At 66.8% G+C, this 21009-nt stretch carries 22 protein-coding genes; 14 read left to right on the forward strand and 8 right to left on the reverse strand.

The genetic code is table 11. The annotated features are described in order from the left end of the window. Window positions 1-30: 30 nt before the first annotated feature. Window positions 31-1395, reverse strand: coding sequence for a DUF445 domain-containing protein (locus tag DBZ45_RS07630; protein WP_111903311.1), 1365 nt, complete (start codon window positions 1393-1395; stop codon window positions 31-33). A 50-nt stretch (window positions 1396-1445) separates the two neighbouring features. On the opposite strand from DBZ45_RS07630, the gene DBZ45_RS07635 reads away from it, so the two are divergent. The 4 genes from DBZ45_RS07635 to DBZ45_RS07650 all read left to right on the forward strand — a co-directional run bounded on the left by DBZ45_RS07635 (window position 1446) and on the right by DBZ45_RS07650 (window position 4263). After that, on the forward strand, window positions 1446-2375 hold the full coding sequence (locus tag DBZ45_RS07635) for a glycerophosphodiester phosphodiesterase (RefSeq protein ID WP_111903365.1): 930 nt from the start codon (window positions 1446-1448) through the stop codon (window positions 2373-2375). Between the two features lie 12 nt (window positions 2376-2387). Continuing rightward, window positions 2388-3191, forward strand: a complete 804-nt coding sequence (locus tag DBZ45_RS07640) for an AzlC family ABC transporter permease (RefSeq protein ID WP_111903312.1) — start codon at window positions 2388-2390, stop codon at window positions 3189-3191. Further along, window positions 3188-3499: an AzlD domain-containing protein gene (locus tag DBZ45_RS07645; RefSeq protein WP_111903313.1), complete on the forward strand. Its 312-nt coding sequence runs from the start codon at window positions 3188-3190 to the stop codon at window positions 3497-3499. The genes DBZ45_RS07640 and DBZ45_RS07645 overlap by 4 nt, the downstream gene beginning before the upstream one ends. Before the next feature lie 95 nt (window positions 3500-3594). After that, window positions 3595-4263: an SIS domain-containing protein gene (locus DBZ45_RS07650; protein ID WP_190243054.1), complete on the forward strand. Its 669-nt coding sequence runs from the start codon at window positions 3595-3597 to the stop codon at window positions 4261-4263. Window positions 4264-4321: 58 nt separating this feature from the next. Here DBZ45_RS07650 and DBZ45_RS07655 read toward each other — a convergent pair whose 3' ends face one another. Both DBZ45_RS07655 and DBZ45_RS07660 read right to left on the reverse strand, forming a co-directional pair. After that, window positions 4322-4519 carry a hypothetical protein gene (locus tag DBZ45_RS07655; RefSeq protein ID WP_223256972.1) on the reverse strand — a complete coding sequence of 66 codons (198 nt, stop codon included), beginning with the start codon at window positions 4517-4519 and terminating at the stop codon, window positions 4322-4324. 186 nt (window positions 4520-4705) lie between these two features. Beyond that, on the reverse strand, window positions 4706-5326 hold the full coding sequence (locus DBZ45_RS07660; RefSeq protein WP_111903315.1) for a TetR/AcrR family transcriptional regulator: 621 nt from the start codon (window positions 5324-5326) through the stop codon (window positions 4706-4708). A 112-nt stretch (window positions 5327-5438) separates the two neighbouring features. On the opposite strand from DBZ45_RS07660, the gene DBZ45_RS07665 reads away from it, so the two are divergent. Then, the gene (locus DBZ45_RS07665) at window positions 5439-5774 is read left to right on the forward strand and encodes a thiamine-binding protein (RefSeq protein WP_111903316.1); all 336 of its coding nucleotides are present in this window, start codon (window positions 5439-5441) and stop codon (window positions 5772-5774) included. 62 nt (window positions 5775-5836) lie between these two features. After that, window positions 5837-6514, forward strand: a complete 678-nt coding sequence (locus DBZ45_RS07670; protein ID WP_111903317.1) for an O-methyltransferase — start codon at window positions 5837-5839, stop codon at window positions 6512-6514. 128 nt (window positions 6515-6642) lie between these two features. Here the strand turns inward: DBZ45_RS07670 and DBZ45_RS07675 are convergent, their stop codons facing one another. Continuing rightward, window positions 6643-8787 (reverse strand): VCBS repeat-containing protein, encoded by a 2145-nt coding sequence (locus DBZ45_RS07675; RefSeq protein WP_111903318.1) that lies wholly within the window; start codon window positions 8785-8787, stop codon window positions 6643-6645. 356 nt (window positions 8788-9143) lie between these two features. Here DBZ45_RS07675 and DBZ45_RS07680 point away from each other — a divergent pair, with 356 nt between their 5' ends. The 6 genes from DBZ45_RS07680 to DBZ45_RS07705 all read left to right on the forward strand — a co-directional run bounded on the left by DBZ45_RS07680 (window position 9144) and on the right by DBZ45_RS07705 (window position 15399). Then, window positions 9144-10748, forward strand: coding sequence for a multicopper oxidase family protein (locus tag DBZ45_RS07680; RefSeq protein ID WP_111903319.1), 1605 nt, complete (start codon window positions 9144-9146; stop codon window positions 10746-10748). Further along, window positions 10736-11311, forward strand: coding sequence for a signal peptidase I (gene lepB, locus DBZ45_RS07685; protein ID WP_223256973.1), 576 nt, complete (start codon window positions 10736-10738; stop codon window positions 11309-11311). Before DBZ45_RS07680 ends, lepB begins: the two co-directional genes overlap by 13 nt. 118 nt (window positions 11312-11429) lie before the next feature. After that, window positions 11430-11909 (forward strand): Dps family protein, encoded by a 480-nt coding sequence (locus DBZ45_RS07690; RefSeq protein ID WP_111903367.1) that lies wholly within the window; start codon window positions 11430-11432, stop codon window positions 11907-11909. Window positions 11910-11949: 40 nt separating this feature from the next. Next, complete coding sequence (locus DBZ45_RS07695) at window positions 11950-13248, forward strand: acyl-CoA dehydrogenase family protein (RefSeq protein ID WP_111903321.1); 1299 nt, start codon at window positions 11950-11952, stop codon at window positions 13246-13248. Next, window positions 13242-14651 carry a bifunctional PIG-L family deacetylase/class I SAM-dependent methyltransferase gene (locus DBZ45_RS07700; RefSeq protein WP_111903322.1) on the forward strand — a complete coding sequence of 470 codons (1410 nt, stop codon included), beginning with the start codon at window positions 13242-13244 and terminating at the stop codon, window positions 14649-14651. The genes DBZ45_RS07695 and DBZ45_RS07700 overlap by 7 nt, the downstream gene beginning before the upstream one ends. Continuing rightward, on the forward strand, window positions 14638-15399 hold the full coding sequence (locus tag DBZ45_RS07705) for a glycosyltransferase (RefSeq protein ID WP_190243055.1): 762 nt from the start codon (window positions 14638-14640) through the stop codon (window positions 15397-15399). The genes DBZ45_RS07700 and DBZ45_RS07705 overlap by 14 nt, the downstream gene beginning before the upstream one ends. Window positions 15400-15466: 67 nt before the next feature. On the opposite strand, the gene DBZ45_RS07710 is transcribed toward DBZ45_RS07705, so the two are convergent. Both DBZ45_RS07710 and DBZ45_RS07715 read right to left on the reverse strand, forming a co-directional pair. Beyond that, on the reverse strand, window positions 15467-16663 hold the full coding sequence (locus DBZ45_RS07710) for a YihY/virulence factor BrkB family protein (RefSeq protein WP_111903323.1): 1197 nt from the start codon (window positions 16661-16663) through the stop codon (window positions 15467-15469). 118 nt (window positions 16664-16781) lie between these two features. Further along, window positions 16782-17054 (reverse strand): hypothetical protein, encoded by a 273-nt coding sequence (locus DBZ45_RS07715; RefSeq protein WP_111903324.1) that lies wholly within the window; start codon window positions 17052-17054, stop codon window positions 16782-16784. Window positions 17055-17254: 200 nt separating this feature from the next. Between DBZ45_RS07715 and DBZ45_RS07720 the strand changes: the two genes are divergently transcribed. Further along, window positions 17255-17818: a hypothetical protein gene (locus tag DBZ45_RS07720; RefSeq protein WP_111903325.1), complete on the forward strand. Its 564-nt coding sequence runs from the start codon at window positions 17255-17257 to the stop codon at window positions 17816-17818. Between the two features lie 96 nt (window positions 17819-17914). Here the strand turns inward: DBZ45_RS07720 and DBZ45_RS07725 are convergent, their stop codons facing one another. Then, window positions 17915-18979, reverse strand: coding sequence for an NAD-dependent epimerase/dehydratase family protein (locus DBZ45_RS07725; RefSeq protein ID WP_111903326.1), 1065 nt, complete (start codon window positions 18977-18979; stop codon window positions 17915-17917). 184 nt (window positions 18980-19163) lie between these two features. Here DBZ45_RS07725 and DBZ45_RS07730 point away from each other — a divergent pair, with 184 nt between their 5' ends. Further along, window positions 19164-20129, forward strand: a complete 966-nt coding sequence (locus DBZ45_RS07730) for a sigma-70 family RNA polymerase sigma factor (protein WP_111903327.1) — start codon at window positions 19164-19166, stop codon at window positions 20127-20129. Here the strand turns inward: DBZ45_RS07730 and DBZ45_RS07735 are convergent. Beyond that, entirely contained in the window at window positions 20024-20989 is a 966-nt protein-coding gene (locus DBZ45_RS07735; protein ID WP_111903328.1) for a glycosyltransferase family 9 protein, read from the reverse strand. The genes DBZ45_RS07730 and DBZ45_RS07735 overlap by 106 nt on opposite strands. Window positions 20990-21009: the final 20 nt, after the last annotated feature.

Raw genomic sequence — 21009 nt, forward strand, 5'->3', positions numbered from 1 at the left:
CGCTTCCCGGCGTGCTTCGGGCGCAGCCCGTCAGCCGAACGTCAGGTGGGCCACCGTGAAGATGGCGAGCCCTGCGAGCGAGCCCACCACCGTGCCGTTGATCCGGATGAACTGCAGGTCCTTGCCCACTTGGAGTTCGATCTTCTGCGACGTTTCCTCGGCGTCCCAGCGGGCCACCGTATCCGTGATCACCCCGGCAATGTCCGACCGATAGGTGCGGACCAGATAGCCGGCCGCATCGCCGATCCAGGCGTTGACCTTGCCTGCCAGCTCTTCGTCGCTGACCAGCCGGGTGCCGAAATCGCGGACGGCCGCCTTGAATTTCACCGTCAGTTCGCTGTCCGGATCGTCGACGGCGGAGAGCAGCGCGCCCTTGATGGTCGCCCAGGTCCGGGACGCCAGTTCCCGGACCTCCGGGTCGCCAAGCACCTGCGCCTTGATGCCCTCTGCTCGGGCGATCATGGCCGGATCGTGCTGCAGATCCTGGGCCAGGTCGGTCAGGTACTTGTCGATGGACAGCCGGACCTGGTGCTGCTGGTCGTCCTGGACCGCGCGGGTGAACTTCAGCAACTCGATGTAGACCTTGTCCCCCACGAGGCCATCCACGAAGCTGGGCACCCACTGTGGGGAGCGCTCCGTGACGAGCCGGCTGACCATCTGGTGGTTGGCTGCCACCCAGTCCGCTGCCCGGTCCACGAGGAGGTCCACCAGCTTGTGGTGGTGCCCGTCGGCGAAGATCCGCTCAGCCATGCGTCCCACGGGCGGTCCCCACGGGGGAGTCAGGAGGTGCTTGCGGACCATTCCCTCGATAACTGCCTGGACGTCGTCGTCGTTCAGTACTTTGAACGTTCCCCGGATGACAGCGGCGCCCTCCTTGGCAACGCGCTCGGCGCCGCCCGGCCCTGACAGCCAGCTGCCCACCTTGCCGGAGATGTTGATGCTGGCCAGCTTGTCCTGGACCACCTGTTCGGAGAGGAAGTTGGTCTCCACGAACTCGCCCAGGGACGCACCGATTTGGTCCTTGCGGCGCGGAATGATGGCGGTATGCGGGATTTTCAGTCCCATGGGATAGCGGAACAGGGCCGTGACTGCGAACCAGTCGGCCAAGGCGCCCACCATGCCGCCTTCCGCCGCGGCCCGGACGTACTGCAACCACGGGTACTGCTTTTGCAGCGCGAACGCGACGACGAACACCACTGCCATGGCAATCAGGAGGCACAACGCCACCAGTTTCATCTTCCGGAGTGCCGCCGCCTTTTCGGCGTCGCCCGCTGTGAGCTGCCGTACGACGGCGGAACGCGGGCCCGGGGCGCGCCCGTCCTCTCCCGGACGGTCACGGGTGGCCTCGCCCGGGGGAGACGCCAGCTGGGTGGTTGGCTCAGAGTTCACCTGCATGTGCCAAGCCTAGCCCCGCTTCGGCGGCCGTGGTCGGCTAACGTGTGACCATGACAGCCGACGAGTCAGCCCCAACCCGTCCCCTGGTCTACGCCCACCGGGGTTCCAGCGCGGATTTCGCCGAGCACACCAGGGCGGCGTATCTCCGGGCGCTCGCCGACGGCGCGGACGGTGTGGAGTGCGATGTGCACCTCACCCGCGACCAGCACGTTGTCCTGCTGCATGATTCGAATCTGGACCGCACCTCGGACGGCACCGGTCCTGTGGCCGAACGGACCGTGGACCAGCTGCGGCTGCTGGATTTTTCGGCCTGGAAGGGTGTGCGGATCCCTGAGGCCTACGGGCCCAGGTCGGAACAGTTCCTCACCCTGCCGGATCTGCTGGACCTGCTCCGGGCCGCCGGGCGGGACGTCGGCCTGGCCATCGAGCTGAAGCATCCCAGCCCCTACCAGCTGAAGCTGGAGGACAGGGTGCTGCAGGTGCTGCGGGCAGAGGGATGGGACGTGGGGACATCCATGCTGGACAACATCCGCGTCACCTTCATGAGCTTCAGTCCCGACTCGGTCAGGCACCTGCGCAAGGCCGTCCCCGCGGAGTTCATCTGCCAGCTTGTGGACGACGTGAACGTCACCGGGATCCGTGAGGAACTTGGCCTGGGGCCCTTCACGGGCAGCGCCGTCGCCAACGTGATGAAGGCCGCTCAGCTGGAGGGGGAACGGATCCTCGACGGCGGCGAAGCGGGGATGGCCGGGCCGGGCATTGACTACGTGCGCCGGCATCCCGAGACCGTCCGGCGCTGGCGGGATGCGGGCCGCCGTTTCCGGGTCTGGACGGTGGACGCCGAGGCTGACGTGGCGCTGTGCCGGGGGCTGGGCATCCAGGAAATCACCACCAACCGGCCGGCGCAGGTGCTGGCCCAGCTCCAGCAGCCAGCCCTGGCAGCAAGCTCCGGCGCGACTCAATCACAGCCACCGCTGTGATTGAGTGGTGGCATGCCCATCATCTGGCCCCCAAAACTCCTGCGTTCTCCTGCTGTCCGTGTTGGCCTGTCCATCAGCATTGCCACTGGCCTGTACGGAGTGTCCTTCGGTGCGCTCTCCGTGACCTCGGGCCTGGACTTCTGGCAGACCATGGCACTGAGTTTCCTGCTTTTTAGCGGCGGCTCCCAGTTTGCGTTCATCGGAGTGGTCGCCGGCGGCGGCTCGGGGCTGGCGGCTATGGGAGCAGCAACCCTGCTGGGAATGCGCAACGGCATCTACGGCATGCAGCTAAACGTGCTGCTCCGGCCCCGGGGGTGGCACCGGTATGCGGCCGCCCAGCTGACCATCGACGAGTCCACGGCCACAAGCACCGGGCAGACGGATCCTGCCGAGCAGCAAAGGGGCTTCTGGGCCGCGGGCATCGGGATCTTCGTACTTTGGAACCTCTTCACCGCGGTGGGTGCCCTGGCCGGAAGCGCGCTGGGCGATCCGAAGCAGTGGGGGCTCGACGGTGCAGCCGTCGCGGCATTCCTCGGCCTGCTGTGGCCGAGACTGAAGGGCCGGGAGCCGGTGGCGATCGCCGTCGTCTGTGCCTTGGCAACCGTGCTCGCTGTCCCGTTCGTCCCGGCGGGCGTCCCCATCCTGATTGCCGCGGTGGTGGCCGCCGTTATCGGCTGGCTCAGCCACGGCCGCAAGGACGAAGGGCTTGAACCGGACATTGACCCCTACACGGAGCGCCATCCCGGCCATCACACTGGCAAGGGCACCAACGCCGGCGACGGCATCAATGGCACCAACGCCGGAGGTGCCAAATGAGTCTGTGGGTGTGGTTGCTGCTGGCCTGCCTCTTCGCCTACGCATGGAAGCTGGTGGGCTACCTTCTGCCGGCCAGCCTGCTGCAGGATCCCAAAATCTCCCGGATCGCAGGAACGATGACCATCGGGTTGCTGGCGTCCCTGACGATCGTCAACACCCTGGCTACCGGCCAGGCCTTGGTGCTCGATGCCCGCCTGGGCGCCCTGGCCGCCGCCGCTGCTGCCCTGTTCCTCCAGGCGCCCTTCCTGGTTGTTGTGCTGGCGGGGGCCGGAGCCGCTGCATTGCTCCGGCTGGCCGGCTGGAACTGACTCGTCGGGCGAGCGACTCCCTGCAGGCAGCCGAACGGTTCTGAGTGATGTGCATCGCAGCCGTTGTATGCTCTAAAGGTAGAGGAGTTGTGAATATGAAGGCCGTCAGCAGACTGTCCCGCACTCGTGCCACGGACGCGCCGTTCGAAATGAAAGCGCCGGTGGACGTCGTCCTCGAGCACCTGCGGCAGGTGGGGCCCGCAGTGGCCTGCCTGCGGAACGAGTCCTCGCGTCTGGCCGGCTGGGGCGAGGAACTTGCCCGCCGCCTGGTCTCCGGGAATCGTCTGGTCACGGCCGGAAGTGCCGGTTCGGCGGCCGAGGTGCAGCAATTTACCGCGGAACTGTTGGGGCGCCATGCCAGTGAACGCCAGCCGTTTTCAGTGATCGCCCTGCGCCCGGCTGCGGCAGCAGCAGGGGCCGCATCTGTCAGTACCGTCGAGATCGCACAAGGGCACGCGGAAGAGGTCGCCAACCAGGTGCGGGCACACATCCGTTCCGACGACGTTCTCCTGGCGGTCTCGGCCAGCGGGCACCGGCATGCACTGCTGGAGGCGACAGCGGCGGCGCGGGCAGCCGGAGCCACCGTTTGGGCTGTCACGGGCGCGGCCCCGAACCCGCTGGCCCAGGCCGCCGATGAAGCAATTTGCATCAACGCCCCCAAGCCCCAGGTGCGGGAAGCGCAACTGATCGCGCTGCAGGCGATGAGCGAATGCCTGGCGGCCGCCCTGCACGCGTTGTCGGTCCGGCCTGAGCCGCGCCGGTGACCCCTAAGTCCGGGTGAGGCCCCTCTAGCAGGGGTGGGCTCAGGTAACCGGATTGGGCTTAGGCGACTCCGCGGGCGTCCGGGGCAGCAGGCACGGATCGCCTGGCGAGCTCTTCGGTGGCGAGGTCATACCAGTCCTGCGCGCCGTACACAGGAGTCGGCGTATCGAGGTTGCGGTAGAGCGCATCAACGAGGATGCCGAGTTCCTCGGTGGTGGCAGCGATCAAAGTTGTTTCCGGATCCGTTGAGTGCCTCATGAAATGCGAGAGCTGTGAGCGGTTCATGATGACACGGCCGGACTGAGTTGAACACATGCAAGGAATGACATGGCGTGCTCCGTATATGGAAATGCCCGAGGCTGACTTCCTAACCCACCGGTGTGCATAGCTTACTGTGCTGGCAGGGTGTACGGAATATGCCGGTCCCTCGCCCGGCGCCTGCGGCTACTCGAACTGTGACGGCGGGAGCGGCACCTGCGGGGGCAGCGGCCTGGGGGGCCGTTCCGCGCGGATGGCGTCCTCGACAAGGGCGGCTGGCCGGCGCCAGGCGTCGGATCCGGGTTCCATGGTGTCGACCACTCCGATCAGCATTGCCAGCAGCCGCACCATGTCTGTCAGTGAAATGTCCACCCGCAGCGTGCCCTGGTCCTGGCCGCGGTCCAGGAGCACGCCAACGGACTCAATCAGGCTTCCGGTAATGCCGGTGAGTAGATCCCGCCGCCCGGCGACGGCGCCGAGCAGGTTGGCGTTGTCACTGGCCGCGGTCATCACGGCGTCGATGACGCGGAACAGGCCCTCGGTCGCATCGGCGCCCGCAAGGGCGACGTCGATAACCGGGTCCACGTTGAGCCTCAGCTGGCGGTTGAGGGCCGCCAAAACCAGCTGCTCCTTGTCGGAGAAATTCCGGAACAGCGTCGCCGGACCCACTCCCGCGGTGGCGGCGATGGTCTGCAGCGGAACATCGGGGCCGTACTGCCGGAAACACTCGCGGGCGGCATTAATGATCTTGTCCACATTGCGTGCAGCGTCAGCACGAAGGGGCTTGCGCTCTACTGCGAGGTTCATGAAATCAAGGTTAGCAACGCAGTGTCAGCCTGACTCCGTTACCCGTTGGTAGCGCCGAATATGACACAGCACACGCTCCGGGCGGCAGATTCCGCCATGACAGACTGGAATCATGTTGCTTGCATTTTCAGTCGCCCCTTCCGGAATTCCTTCTGATCCCGCCTACGCCGCGGCGGGTGCCGCGGACGCCTCAGTGCACGACGCCGTGGCTGCCGCCGTCAAGGTTGTTCGGGAATCCGGACTGCCCAACAAGACGGACTCCATGTTCACCACTGTGGAGGGTGAGTGGGATGAGGTGTTCGACGTGGTCAGGCGCGCTACCGAGGCTGTGGGGAAATTCGGCAGCAGGGTGTCCCTGGTAATCAAGGCCGACATCCGGCCCGGCTACTCCGGTGAGCTCACCGCGAAGGTCGAGCGCCTGGAGGGGGCCCTGATCCAGGCCAACTGACGGCCAGGACGATTCGCCGCGGCAGCCTAGCCCGGCCGCGCGCTTGCTGGAAGACTGTGCCCATGTTTGAGCACAAGCCGCGGCCGGAGTGGGCGGCCGTAGAAGAGTACCTGTCAGACGTCGTCGTCCACCCCGACGATGCCGTCCAGCGCGCGGTCAGGTCCGCCGAAGAGGCCGGGATGCCGCCGATCGAGGTGACGCCGAACGCCGGAAAGCTGTTGAAGCTGCTGGTGATGGCGTCCGGTGCCCGCCGGGTGCTGGAGATCGGCACCCTGGCTGGCTTCAGCACCATCTGGATGGCCCAAGGCATGCCCGACGACGGCCGGCTGGTGACGTGCGAATACCTCCCCAAGCACGCCGAAGTGGCCCGCGCCAACGTGGACGCGGCCGGCGTGGGTCACAAGGTGGAGATCCGGAGAGGCGCGGCGCTGGACACTCTCGCGGCCCTCAAAGACGAAGGAGCCGAGCCGTTCGACTTCGTCTTCATCGATGCGGACAAGGAAAACAACCCGCAGTACCTGGAGTGGGCAGTGCGGCTGGGCAGGGCCGGAACCACCATCGTGATGGACAACGTCGTGTGGGAGGGGGTGGCGCTGGACCCGTCCCTGGACGAAGTCAACGCCCCCGGCATCATCGGCGCGCTGAAGATGATGGGGGAGGACAGCCGGCTGGACGCCACTGTCATCCAGACCGTGGGGTCCAAGGGCTGGGACGGCTTCGCGCTGGCAATAATCCGCTAACTGCGCCGTGCGCTAGCAACACGGGCGCAGCAACTAGCAACATGGGACGCTAGCAGATTACCCGCACAACGAAGCACCGCCCGCGTACTGGGTGTACGCGGGCGGTGCTTCGTTGCGCTGTGCTTCGACTAGGAAATAGAGGTCATGACGTTCCAGCTGGCGCCGATCTGCAAGCGTCCCAGGACGCCTCCGGCTCCATTGCCAGCGTAGAACCAGAGCTTGCCACTGGAGTCCTTTGCAGTCAGATCTGCCCTTCCGTCACCATTTAGGTCTCCGGAGCCGACGACGGAGGAATAGATGTTCCAGCCGGTGCCGATCTGGGTCCGGCCCAGGACGCCTCCGGTGCCGTTGCCGCGGTAGAGCCAGAACTTGCCACTGGAATCGCGGGCCACCAGATCTGCCCTTCCGTCGCTGTTGAGGTCACCCGGGCCAACGATGGAGGTCATGACGTTCCATCCGCTTCCGATCTGGGTCCGGCCCAGGAAACCGTTCGATCCGTTGCCTTTGTAGAGCCACAGCCGGCCGCTGGAATCACGTGCCGTAAGGTCGACTTTTCCGTCCCGGTTGAGATCGCCGGCGCCGACGATGGAGGTCATGCTGTTCCAGCCAGCGCCGATCTGGAGCCGTGCCTGAACGCCCCCTGCGCCGTTGCCCCGGTAGAGGAAGAGCCTTCCGCTGGAATCGCGGGCCACCAGGTCGGACTTGGCGTCGTTGTTGAAGTCTCCGACGCTGACGATGGAGGTCATGCTGTTCCAGCCGACTCCGATCTGTGTGCGTGCAAGGAATCCGCTTCCACCGTTGCCGGGGTAGAGCCACAGCCTTCCGCCTGAATCCCGTGACACCACATCCGCCTTGCCGTCACTGTTGAAGTCGCGGAGATCGCCGGTGCCGCCCTGTCCCACACGGACCATCCTGCTGGCAGGCAGGCTTACGTTGCCTGCGGCGTCGGTAGCCCGGACATTGAAAACATGGGCGCCATTGGCCTGCGCGTCCCAGGTCTTCGGTGAGGCGCAAGTGGGATCCCACGAGGGGTTGCTGGGCAAGAGCTGGCACTCGAAGCGGGCGCCTGTTTCTCCGGAGAAGCTCAGCGACGGCGTGTTGTCCAGGCTGGGCGTGGACGGGAACGGGGCCGTTACCGCAACCGCCGGAGCCGTGGTGTCCACAGTGAAGTTGAGGGTCCCGGAATTCAGTCCACCGGCGACCGCGCGGACGGAGTGAGGGCCCTGGGCCAGTGGGGCCAGCTTCAGGGAGTAGGTGGAGCCGGTGAGGGTGGTGGCCCGCGGGGCGCCGTTATCGACGATCAGCTGAACGGGGCCCGCGGTTCCTGCGGGCAGCGTGCCCGTGATGGTGGGTGCGGTCACGTTAGTGATGTTGTCGGAGTTGGAGCGGCCGCTGTCGCTGGCTGCCGCCAGGTCCGGCGTATTGGGACCTCCGACGGAGTCGGTTGCGATGAGGCCCTGGACGAAGAAGTTGCTCTGGGTGATGGTGTTGATGCCCGGTCCGCCGGCGTTAGGGCCGGTGACCGTCACGGAATTGTTGCCCGAGGGGGCTCCGGTGACAGGCCGGGCGGTGTTGATGTCGCCGAGCGTGCCGGCCGGGGCGCCAACCTGCGTGAGGAAGGTTGCCGTGGTCCCCCGTCCGAAGTCGCCGAGGAAGGCGGCTCCGACGCCCGCCCAGTCGCAAGCAACGGTGTCAGTGGGTGCGCACGCGCCAGCGTCGGTCGTCGCGTTGATGCCTCCGGCAGCGTCAGCGGTGAACGTCGAAACGCCGTAGGGGTGGGTGACGGTGTACTGCGCGTTGGGCTGCAGGCCATCGAAACGGAACCGCAGGCGGGCAAAGCCCATCTGCTCGCCAGGCACCACCGGACCGTTGACATGTGCCGCTTCCAAGGCCGCCTCGTAGCTGCCGATCGTTCCTACATCCGCGGACGCGGAGAACCAGAAAGCTTCCTCGGGAAAGTTGCCCGGGTAGGAGGCCGGCTGGTTCGGGTCCGGAGGTTCAGAGAGGCAGCCCTTGCCGGCCTCGTAGCAGAGCTGCAGCCGGACCGTGCCGTCCGAATACCAGGTCGGGAAGCCATTTGTGGCGTCAACCGGACCCATCCCGGCGGTTTCCGCGTTCGCTGGCATAGCGCCGAGGGGTGACAGGGCGGCGGCGAGCAGGGCGCCGGCAACAGCCGGGGCAAAGCGGCCGAGAGTGGTGGTGGACTTGCGGTGGGCTGGCCGGGAGCCGTTGGCTCCATCAGGCATCTTGGGCCGTACAGATTGCGAGAACATTGAGACTCCTTGTGGACACTCGATTTGTGGCCCCCAGTACCTTCAAGGCCAGGCCGGAAAGTCGATTCCCAACCACGACAACAGTGGATGCTGCACCTTGGATAAAAGTCGGATATAGCCGGTGGGATGCCGGGGTCTGCGCGAACCAAAGCTCTCGTACAGCCATGGCTCCGGCCGGGATGGTGCGGACTTCCGCTGGAGTAACCGAATTAGACCATCGATTTGAGGGGGCCCAATTGGGGGTGCCCCCTTAGAACCCCCACCCTTCCCAGCCCGGTCCGGCTTTTTCCAACCAGGCCGGGACATCCTTGAAGCATCCCAACCGGTCTCGAACCCAATCGGAAGGAGGCTCGGTAATGACCGTGTCCAGACGAAATGTTTTGCTGCTGGGTGGCCTCGGTGCCGTCGGAGCGGGTGTGTTTTCACTCCCGCGAGGCGAGGTGGAGGCCAAGTCTGTTAGCCGGCTGAGCAGCACAGAGATGCCCAAGCCGTTCCAGGCGACTTTCGTAAAACCTCCGGAGCTGGCGCCGGACAGGACCGGGGTGGACCCCGCTGACGGCAAGCCTGTCAATTACTACACCGTGACCGAGAAGGCCGAAATGGCGTCCATTCTGCCGCGGCTCAAGACGCCAATCCTGGGCTACAACGGGATTTTCCCAGGCCCCACGATCAGCCTGGACCAAGGCACCAAGGCAGTGGTGCGGGTCCGGAACAAGCTCCCCGCAACCCACCCGAACGATGGCCACGTACTCGCCACGTCCACGCACCTGCACGGGTCAGCCTCGCTGCCACAGTTCGACGGGTACGCCAGCGACGTCACGCATCCCGGATTCTTCAAGGACTACCACTACCCGAACTTCCAGCCCGCCCGCACGCTCTGGTACCACGATCACGGCGTGCACTTCACGGCGCAGAACGCGTACTCCGGCCTGGCCGGGCAGTACCACATGCACGACCCGATGGAGCGGCAGCTGCTGCCGCAGGGCGACTTCGACGTGCCGCTCATCATTTCCGACGCGATGTTCGCGGCCAACGGCGCCTTGGGGTATGACGACAACACCCACTCTGGCCTGTGGGGGGACGTCATCCTGGTCAACGGCAAGCCGTGGCCGGTCATGAAGGTCCAGAAGCGCATCTACCGCTTCCGGGTGCTGAACTGCAGCATTTCCCGCTCAGTACGGCTGACGCTGAGCACCGGCGATCCCCTGATTATCGTGGGCACGGACGGCGGCCTGGTCCCCACACCGCAGAAGGTGGCCAATTATCGCCATGCCGGGGCAGAGCGGTACGAGGTACTCATCGATTTCCGCAAGTACAAGGCCGGCCAGCGGATCGAGCTGCGCAACCTGTCCAACCCGAACAACGTTGACTACGACTTCACGAGCAAGGTGATGGCCTTCGACGTCACTGACGAAGCGGTCAACACCAGCGACCCGACCTGGAACGCGGTGCCGGCGCAGCTGGCACCGGCGAACGAGGTCATGGCGATGACCGAGAAGCAGGCCACCAAGGTCCGGAAGTTCCGGGTCAAGCGGAACGACGTCACCAACATGTGGACCATCGACGACGACAGCTGGCAGGACGTCATAGCCAGCGGCTACAAGAAGGTCGCTGCGGACGTTGACCTGGACGCCGTCGAGGTGTGGGAAATCGAGAACAGGTCCGGCGGCTGGTTCCACCCGGTTCACATCCACCTCGTGGATTTCAAGATCCTCAGCCGCAACGGCCGGGCGCCGCTACCCCAGGAGCTCGGGCCCAAGGACGTCGTTTACGTGGGCGAGGGCGAGACGGTCCGTCTGCTCATGAAGTTCGGTCCGCACCGGGGCCGCTACATGGTGCACTGCCATAACCTGCCGCATGAGGACCACGACATGATGGTGCAGTTCCGGGTAGGGCTGAAGGAAGATGACAACGATCCCAACGATCCCATGACAGCGGCGCTGCCCCAATGGGACGGCTAGCGGCGCACAGGGCCGACCCGAAGCCCCGGGCGGCCGCCGAAAGCGTAGCCGTCACCGAGAGTCCTGCCGGATCCCCCCGGCAGGGCTTCCGGGGGAGGACAATCACGACGGCGGTGCTGCTCGCCGCCGTCCTTCTGGCCGCGCGCCTGTGGCTGGTGGAGCCCGTGACGGTCAGTTCGGAAAGCATGGAGCCGGCACTGCCCAAGGGCAGCACGGTGCTGATGTTCAAACCCGGCCCGGCGCTCGGTTCGCCCAAGGCCGGAGACCTGGTGGTGTTCACTAGTCCGGAGGACGGGAGCCCTGCTGTCAAACGGGCCATAGCCTTCGGCGGCCAGACCGTTGCCATCGAGGATTCGGTGCTGGTGGTGGACGGGGTTCCGCAGGCCGAGCCGGGCATCGACCACAGCCGTATCGACGGCACCTACTTTGGTCCGGTCACGGTGCCGGCCGGGCACGTCTTCGTCCTGGGTGACAACCGGGCGGGCTCCGTCGATTCGCGGGCCTACGGAAGCGTGGCGTTGGAAGCGCTGCAGGCAACGGTGCTCTGGCCCTCCGGCCGCTAGGGCACACGCCGGTGGCCGCGGAGACCCCTGCCCAAAAGTAAGTATGCTGGGAATCATCCCGGCCGGCTGCCCAGCCGGCCAGGATGATCATGCATCGGCAACGGCAGCGGAGGAAGACATGAAAGCATCCGAGACTCTGGCCAGCAATCTTCAGAAGGTGCTCACTGACCTGATCGAGCTGCACGTTCAGGGCAAGCAGGCACACTGGAACCTGGTGGGCACCAACTTCCGCGATCTGCATCTGCAGCTGGACGAGATCGTGGACAGCGCCCGGCTGCTTGCTGACCAGACGGCCGAGCGCATGCGTTCGCTGCATGCACTTCCGGACGGCCGGAGCGCCACTGTCTCGTCGGGCACCAGGCTGGAGCAGTTTCCGGCCGGCCTGACCGTCACTAAGGACACCGCCAAGCTCATTACCGCGAGGCTGGAACAAACGGTCAAGACCATCCGCGATGTCCACGATGACGTTGATGAAGAAGATCCCACGAGCGCGGACCTCCTGCACGTGGCCATCACCCGGCTTGAGCAACTGGCCTGGATGGTGAACGCGGAGGTGATGCCGGCCTCTGCGTCGGTGACCGCACCGGAACAGGATTAGCAGCGATGACCCGGTACCCCCGACTGTCCGCGGACGCTGCATGAACTCTGCGCACCGCCAGTGGCAGCCTGTCCGCTTTAGCCCGGCGCCGTCCCGGGAGGACGCCGTCGGACCTGCACCCGAAGCCGAACCTGTACTGGACCTTGAGCGACTGCTGGACAGAGTTGCTTCGGCTGTGAGGGACGTCCCTGCCCTGCTGGCCATCGCCCAGCAGGCCGGCCATTCCGCGCCGAAGCCCGGTGACGGCCGGACAGTCCGGCTCTGGGAACTGCTGGCTTCCGTGGCCGCGGTGGACGTGGCCGCCGCGCGGATTCTGGAGCCGCACCTGGACGCCGGCGCCATCCTGTCCCAGGCGGGAACGCCGGGATCCTTCACCGGATCATGGGGTGTCTACGCAGCCGAGGGTCCGGGCACACGGCTGACCGCCGTGCCGGCTTCGGCCACAGCTGACGGGCGACCCCCCGCCGGAACAGAACCCTCCGGTTCAGAACCCGCCGGGTCAGCACATCCCGCGCCAGAGCACACCGGGACATCCGGCAGCGTACAGCTGATCGGCTCCAAGCCCTGGTGCTCACTGGCCCAGTTCGTCGACCACGCCGTGGTGACAGCGCACACCGCCACCGGCGGCCGGGCCGCCTTTGCCGTTGATCTCAGGGCCGCCGGCGTCACGTGCGATGTGCCGGAATGGACCAGCCGCGGACTGCGCGAAATCCCCAGCGGAACTGTCCACTTTGACGGGGTTCCGGCCGTGCCGCTCGGCGGTGACGGCTGGTACTTCCAGCGCCCCGGTTTTGCGTGGGGCGGTATGGGCGTCGCCGCGTGCTGGCTGGGCGGCGCAGTGGCGCTCGGCCGGCACTTCGAGGCCGCGCTCCAGCGGGGAGCGAGGTCCCAGCGCGAGCCCGACCAGGTGGCACTCGCGGCCCTGGGTGAAGTGGACCGAATCCTGACCTCCACCGTCCAGTACCTCGCCCGGACTGCTGAGGCAGTGGATGCCGCCGAGGCCGGCGCCGAAGCGCACCCGGAATCCGGCGCCGTCCGGGCGGACCCGGATGCCGGCGTGGAAGCAGCCGACGGCGGCACTGTTGGTGGGCGGGGCGAGGGCACAACCGGTGCCGTTGGCGGGTGGAGCGAGGCGCTCCGTGTCCGGGGAACTGTTGCCGCCGCCGTCGAACGCGTCCAGCTCCTGGTGAGCCAGAACCTGGGGCCCGGGCCCCTTGCCTTCGATGAACGGTACGGCAAATGCATGGCGGACCTGTCCCTGTACGTGCGGCAGCACCACGCAATGCGTGACGACGCCCAGCTGGGCGCACTCACCCTCCAAGGGGAACATGCATGGTGACGTTCTCGCACGCGGATGCGGGCACCGATGAAGCGGCCTGGGAAGGCAGCGGGCTGGACACGATCGGCGAGCTCCCGCTGGATTCCGCCGAGTTGGCTCGGATGGAATTCGTCGTCCTCGTTGCGCATCCGGATGACGAGTCCCTCGGCGCCGGAGGGCTGCTGGCCTGGCTTACGGCCGCCGGTGCGCATGTTGAGGTGCTGCTGTGTTCGGCGGGGGAGGCGTCCCACCCGGGTTCGCCCACCACCACGCCGGAGCAGCTGGCTGCGGTCCGTCGTGAGGAGTTCGCGGCTGCCATGGGCGCGTTCGGGCTGGCGGACCACTGGGAGTTCCTGAACCTCCCGGACAGCGGGCTGGCTCAACACCGGCATGTCATCGCCGAACGCCTGGCGGACGTTGTTGGGCGCCGCGCTGGTGGAAGGCCCGATGCGGACGGCGGACTGGTCATTGTTGCCCCGTACCGCGGCGACGGGCACATCGACCACGACACCTTGGGGGCCCTCGCGGCGGAGGCCGCCGAAGCCGGAGGCCACGGGCTGCTGGAGTACCCCATCTGGTATTGGCTGTGGGCCACGCCTGAGGACACCGCCTGGCGGAACTGGGTGAGGCTGCTGCTGAGCCCTGCCGAGCAGCGGGCCAAGCGTGAGGCCCTGAACACCCACGCCTCCCAGCTGCAGCCGCTCTCTGACCGGCCGGGCGACGAGGTCCTGCTGTCCGAGCAGTTTCTTGCGCACTTTTCCCGGCCCTTCGAGGTTTTCGCCTGGCGGCCGCCGGTCACCGGCAGGCGGAGCGCCCGGGACGCCGAGGCCGTCTTTGACGCCCTGCACCGAAGCGCCGAGGACCCGTGGAGGTACGAGGACAGCTGGTATGAGCAGCGTAAGCGCGGCCTGACGCTCGCCGCACTGCCTGAACAGAAGTACGACGCCGGCCTGGAAGTCGGCTGCTCGATCGGCACCCTGAGTGAGGAGCTGGCCAATCGGTGCGGGCGGCTCCTGGCAGTGGATGCCAGCGGCACCGCCGTGGGGCGGGCCGCCAAGCGGCTCGCCCGGTATCCGGAAGCTGAAGCCCGGCAGCTGACCCTCCCGGAGCAGTGGCCGGAGGGCAGCTTCGACCTGATCGTGGTCTCGGAGATGGGTTACTACCTCGCGGCCGCGGAATTGGGGGAGCTGTTCACCAGGATCTCCGCTTCCCTGGCTCCGGGCGGAACGCTGCTGCTCTGCCATTGGCGGCATCCGGTTTCTGGCTGGGAGCTCGACGGCGACGCCGTCCACTCGCAGGCCCGGAGGCAGCTGCGGTGGCCGTCTGCCGGCGTATACCGGGAGCGGGACTTTGTGCTCGAAACTTTCATCGCGCCGGAGTCCGCCGGTGACCCGTGGCCGGAGACCGCACATGACGCCGGATAGTTCCCGGCCGGTCATCAGCCGGGTGGAGGTGGTGATGCCGATCCATGACGAGGAGCGCCATCTTGGCCCCGCGCTTGCCGCGCTCCGGGCCGCGGCCGAAACGCTGCTGCAACAGCGCCCGTGGGCAGCTGTGGGAATCACTGTGGTCCTGGACCACTGCACCGACCGTTCACCGGAGATCGCCGCACGCTTCGCCGAGTCAGCCGCCGGATTAAACACCGGCGTGCGGGTATTGCATCGGCGGTTCCGCAACGCGGGTGCCAGCAGGGCGGCAGGGGCGGCCGCGGCGTTGCTGGACGCGGACAATTCTGAAAGCACCTGGCTGGCAAACACCGACGCCGATTCCCGCGTTCCGGCCGACTGGCTCGTGCGCCAGTTGGGGTTTGCGGACGCCGGCTGGGACGTGGTGCTGGGTTCCGTGGAGCCGGACTCCGCGGGGATGGATCCGGAGCTCCTGCGCAGCTGGCGCCTGCGGCACCCCTTGGAGGAAAGGCACGGCAATATCTATGGCGCCAACCTCGGCGTGCGCGCCTCGGCGTACCGCCAGGCTGGGGGGTTTCCGCCGCTGCGCTCCTCCGAGGACAGCTCCCTGGTGGACCAGCTGCGGCGGAAGGGCTTCGCCGTCATGGCCACGGACACCACACGCGTACTGACGTCCGGACGGACGGTCGCCCGGGCGCCGCACGGTTTTGGTGCCTACCTCCGTGCCCTGCGCGTGGAGACGGCTGCCGCGCTCCGGAGCAGCTAAAAGCTGGCCCGCGGACCCCGGGCAGCAACCTGTGGCGGCAGCTGCCCGGGGTTCACCTCAGGGTCGTTCAGTGGCTGCTGCCATTGCCCCGGCTGGCGGTGGCTCCGCCGCCGCCGTTCCGGCGGTCGCCGTCCTGGCCGCCGTGCCGGCCGCCGCCGTCTTTGCCGGTGCCGTGCTGGTCGCTGTCGTCTTTGCCGTTGCCCTGGTCGCTGTACTTCTCGCGCAGTTCGCGTCCCAGGCGGATGTCTTCCTCTTCCTTCTCCTGGAGCTTGTCGCTCTTCTTCGTATCGCGGGGCGGGAGCTGGAGCGTGTCCTCGGCCTCAATGCCGGCCTGTAGCTGCCTGCCACGCTCCATCTCGGCGTCGAACTCGGCACCAAAAAGCAGGGACATGTTAAGGATCCACAGCCACAGCAGCATGACGATCACGCCGCCGATGGCGCCGTACGTCTTGTTGTAGTTGCTGAAGTTGCCCACGTAGAAGCCAAAACCCACCGAGGCCAGCACGAAGATCAACAGGGCGATGAGGGAACCAATGCTCATCCAGCGGAACTTTGGCTGTCGGACGTTGGGAGTGAAGTAGTAGAGGATGGCGATGACCACGATCACCAGCGCGACGATGACCGGCCACTTCGCGATGTTCCACACGGTCAGGAACACTCCGCCTAGCCCCATGGCATTGCCGACGGCCTCAGCCACCGGGCCGCTGATAACCAGCATGGCGGCGAGCAGCGCAACGATGATCAGGGAGACCACTGTGACGCCGAGCATGGTGCCGCGAAGCTTCACGAATCCCCGGCCCTCATCGATCTCATAAATCCGGTTCATCGCCCGGCCGAACGCGGTCACATACCCCGACGCGGACCAGATGGCTGTCGCGAGACCGATGACCAGGGTAAAGCCGGCTGCCGGCGAGGTGGTCAGCTCCTGGATAGGTCCGCGGATCATCTCCACCGCCTGCCCGGGCGCGACGCCCTGGACGATTTCCAGGAGTGCCGACGTCGTCTTTTCCGCCTGTCCAAAGATGCCGAGCAGCGAAACGAGGGCGAGCAGGGCGGGAAAGAGCGAGAAGATCGCGTAGTAGGTAAGTCCGGCCGCGAGGTCGGGGCATTGGTCCCCAGTAAATTCACGCAGGGTCTTGCGGGCAATGTACTTCCATGACGGCTTGTCCACATCGGTGGGGCTGTCGGGCTTTCGTGTGTCATCCGGGGCAGGCGCGCTGCCCGCCTTTGCTGTGCTGGTTTCCGGGGCTTCTTTCGTAGCCATTGGGCATCCTTTCGTTCGCGGGTGGGGCCATGTTCCGGAAGTCACGGAACGTTTCCCTGCCCGCTGTCAGGGGTTTGGGCTCGTGGGTTGTGCAACTGGTCGCCTTGGGCGCCAGCCGCTACTGTCCGGGCGCTCTGGGTGGGTTGCGGCGGTCCAGGGTCAACGGGTCGGTGCCCAGCGGATCGTCGGCCGGCTGCTTTCCGTCCAGCGGATCGTCCGCCATCCGCGTGTCTGACTGCGGGGTCTCGGCCAGCTGGCCAGAGGCCAGCGGGTTGGGATCCTGGCCCGGGCTGCTGCTGCGCGGGCCGCCGCCGGCCGGTTCGGGACCTGCGCTTTCCGCGTCACTGAGCCGGCGTGCCCCTGCGCCCTGCGGTCCTTGGTTCTCGGTCATGGTTGGTACCTCTCCAGCATCTCGGGTTGAGTACAACCGGCAATCACTCGCCATAAAATAGTAAGCATGATTACTATTAGATAGTAAGTACCCTGATGGCCGCTAGTTCAACCGGCCGCCCGCTCCGGCGTTATGCCGGACGCAGGTGACCGGGCCCTGCCGGATAGTCACGTACTGGAAAAGAGAGAGGTGGATCCACTGTGAACCCAAGTGCCTGGATTTGGATCGTCGTTGTAATCGTCGTCATCGCACTCGTTGTGGTGCTTCTGATGTCCAGCCGCAAGCGCAGGGAGGCGTTCCGGCAGAAGCGCGATGAGCAGAACCGCCAGCACGCAGCGGAGATCCGCAGGAAGGCGGAGAACGCTGACCTTGAGGCGCGCGAAAACGAGGCGCGGGCCATGCACGCCAAGGCTGACGCCGAGAAAGCGCAGGTAGAGGCGGCCCGGCTTCGCCAGGAGGCCGAGCAGAAGCAGTCTGCAGCCCAGGACCTCCGGACGGATGCAGAGAAGCACCAGTACAAGGCGAACGCCCTTGACCCGGACGTGGACGAGGACGGCAACCGGCGCGACGATGCACGGGCGGATGCCGGAACTGGCGACGCGCGGGCAGACGACAGGAGGGCCGACGGCGCGCGGGACACTGTTGATCGGGACACTGGCAGTCGCGCTGATGACATGCGTGACGCCGACGCACGCAATGCTGATGCCCACCCGGATGCTGACGCCACCACGGACGCTACGCGGCGGAACACCCCGCGCGAGTAGCCGCCGTCGTCCGTTTTCCGTAAGCGGACGTTCTATCCCGCCGTCGGCCAGCCCGCCGTCGGCTGTTGATGCCCACCGTGACTGGCAGCTGGGCAGCTAGCGCCGGCGCATGGGCGCAAAGAGGCTGCGCCGCGGTTTGAGCGGCGGAGAGGCCGGCACGCCGGCCCCTTTGCCCATGCCGTCAATCACCTCTTGAATGGCCTTAAGTGACGGTGTGTGCGGCTCCCAGCCGAGCTCGTTCCGGATCCGCCCGGTGTCCATGACCGGTGCACCCACAGCCATCTCCACCCATCCCGAGTCGGTCTGTTGCAGCCGCAGCCGCCAGGTGCCGCCGACAAAGGCGTGCAGCGCGCGGGCCGGGATGGGAAGAATTCTTCGGGCCGAAAAAAGCCGAGCCAGGTTTTGCGGCGTGACCACCGGTTCGGCGGCCACATTGAAGGCCCCGCTGGCCCTGCGCTCAAGCACGCGCCAGTACGCGTCTGCGACGTCGTCGGCGTGCACCGCCTGGAAGATCAGTTGGTCGGGAATAGGCAATATTGGCAAGGCCGGCCAGCGCGGGACGAACCTCGGGTGCACCCACCCCAGGAAGTACCTGCCGATTTCGCTTCCGGCTTCAGCCTGGAAGATGAGCCCGGGGCGCAGCCTGGCCACGGCAATCGAGGGGTTGTCCGCCGCGAACCCGTCCAGCAGCTTTTCCTGCTCCGCCTTGTGCCTGCTGTAGTGTGAGCCGTCCATGCCCCCCGGCGGCCAGGATTCGTCCACGCGGCGGTCTTTGGGCGACTTGCTGTACGCGCCCACCGAGGAGGCGCACACCACGTGAAGCACGCCAGCTTCCCGGGCGGCTGCCAGCATGTTGGCGGTACCGGTGACATTGGTGCGGTGCAACAGGGGGAGGTCCCGGTTCGGCTGGATCTGCCAGGCCAGATGCACCACGGCGTCTGCGCCGGCAAAGGCCTGGGCGAGGTCCTGGACCGCACCGTCGCCGCCCACGTCGAGGGTGTGCCACTCCACGCCCGCGTAAGGCGGCCGTGAAGTGTCCGGTGCGCGGCGGCTGATGCCCACCAGTTCCAGCCCGCCGGGGTGTTCCTGCCGGGCCTTCTGAAGCCTGCGCAGTAGCGCTGTCCCTGCATTGCCGCTGGCACCCGTGATCGCGATACGCATGAAATCCGCTCCGTCCATTGCCGTGGAATGTGGCGGCCAGGCGGCCTGGTAACGGTGCCGTGGCCCTGGTGCTTCTTTCGAGCCTAACGCCCCGGGCCATTGTGTAATAAGCACGCTTATGATTTCCTTCTTCTAAGTCTTGCCGCAGGCTTTCTCGACCTCCCAATCGAAGGAACCCACGACAATGCCAGAAACCCCGCCCTCCTTGCCCGCGTCCTTCCCCGCCCACACAGCACTCCGGCCAGCGACCCCGGTGGCGCCCCAGACGGGGCGGCTGCATGATGCTTTCCAGAACCAGCTGGTGCTCAATTACCTGGATCTGGCCGAATCCCTCGCCTCGCGCTTTGCAGCCCGCGGACGGGAGCGCTCAGACCTGGTCCAGGTGGCCTATCTGGGGCTCATCAAGGCCGCCCGCGGCTTCGATGAGGAGAAGGGCGAAAGCTTTCCTGCCTACGCGGCGCCCACCATCAGCGGCGAACTCAAGCGCTTCTTGCGGGACAGGTGTTGGACCGTCCGGCCGCCACGCCGCATCCAGGACGTCCGGACGCAGCTCCTCCACACTGCCCCTGACCTGGCCCAGTCCCTGGGCCGTGTTCCCTCGGCCCAGGAACTGGCCAGCGAACTGGGCGTCTCACCGGCTGACGTCCGCGAAGCGCAGGCAGCCGGCAGCAGCATGCATCCCGACTCGCTGGACAGCCCGGATCCCTGGGGCGGGCCGACCATGGGTGAGGGGCTGGTCTCTCCGGACCAGCCGATAGAGCACCTCGAAGAACTTGTGTGCCTCCACGAGGCAATCCAGGAGCTGGACCCTGACGATCGGGAGATGCTGTACCGGCGCTACTTCCGCGAGGAGACCCAGGTAGAACTCGGCAAGCGGTTCGGCATCTCGCAGATGCAGGTGTCCCGGCGGCTGTCCCGGATCCTGGTCTGGCTGCAGCGCCGGCTGCTCGATGAGGAGGACCGGAGCGGGGAAGGCCGGAGCGGGGACCGGGACGGCGGCAGCGCCCGCAGCGCCAGGGCGGGCGGCGACCGGGCCAGCGCGGATCAGGTCAGCCGGAGCTGCCCCACAGCCGCCATGACATCTTCCACCGAAACTGCCAGCAGGGCCGGATCAGGGGTGGCCGCAAAGGTGTCGCCGCGGCGCACCTGAGCGTCAGTCAGCACGATGTGCGGTCCCGGCGGCGGTCCCCAAACCTCGGCCGGGGCCGGACCGAAAAGAACCACCGACGGCCGCGAATACGCTGAGGCGAGGTGCGCGGCGCCGGTGTCTGCGGACACCACAAGCCGGGACTCGGCGATGGCGGCCATGAATTCGGCCAGCCGCAGCCGCCCCGCCAGGACCTGGCTTTCCGGGAGCCCGGCGAGCCGTGCAACATCCAGCGCGCGCGGCCGTTCGGCCGAGCTGCCGGTGAACACTACCCGGTGGCCATCCGCTGAGAGGGCGCGGGCCACCTCGGCAAAGCGGTCCTCGGGCCACAGCCGGCTGCCGTAGGCGGCCCCCACGTGCAGCACTGTGGCCCCGGGGCAGGGGCTGGGGACGGCCGGCGGAAGGAGCCGGAAATCGTCCGGTTCTGCCTCGATGCCGTGCCACTGCAGAAGCCTGGTCCAGCGCTCCCGCTCATGGATCTCCTCCAGCCAGGCCGGACCCGGCCGCTCCGGGGTCCGATGGCCGACGACGGTCCTGGGCCGGACGGCGGCGAGCCGGGCCTCACTTTCCGGTCCGCTGCCATGCAGGTTCACGGCGATGTCGACCTTGCCTGCCTCGATGGGAATCGGAACATCGAGGCCGTGCGTGGGAAGCAGATCGTACCCGCCCACCAGCTCCAGCGCATCTTCCAGCCAGTCTTGGGCCGCATAGAGCAGGCGGTGTTCCGGATAGGCGCGCCGCAGTGCGCGGAGCGCCGGCACAGCAACCAGCAGGTCGCCGAGCTTCAGTGCCCGCAGAACCAGCAGGACCGGTTGTTCGTGCTTGCCGTTCGTTGCTTCCACTGCCGTCCTTTTCCTCCCCATGTTGGCTCTGCGGGGCCGCC

This window comes from Arthrobacter globiformis, assembly GCF_003261175.1.
In the GTDB taxonomy this organism is placed as follows: domain Bacteria; phylum Actinomycetota; class Actinomycetes; order Actinomycetales; family Micrococcaceae; genus Arthrobacter; species Arthrobacter globiformis_A.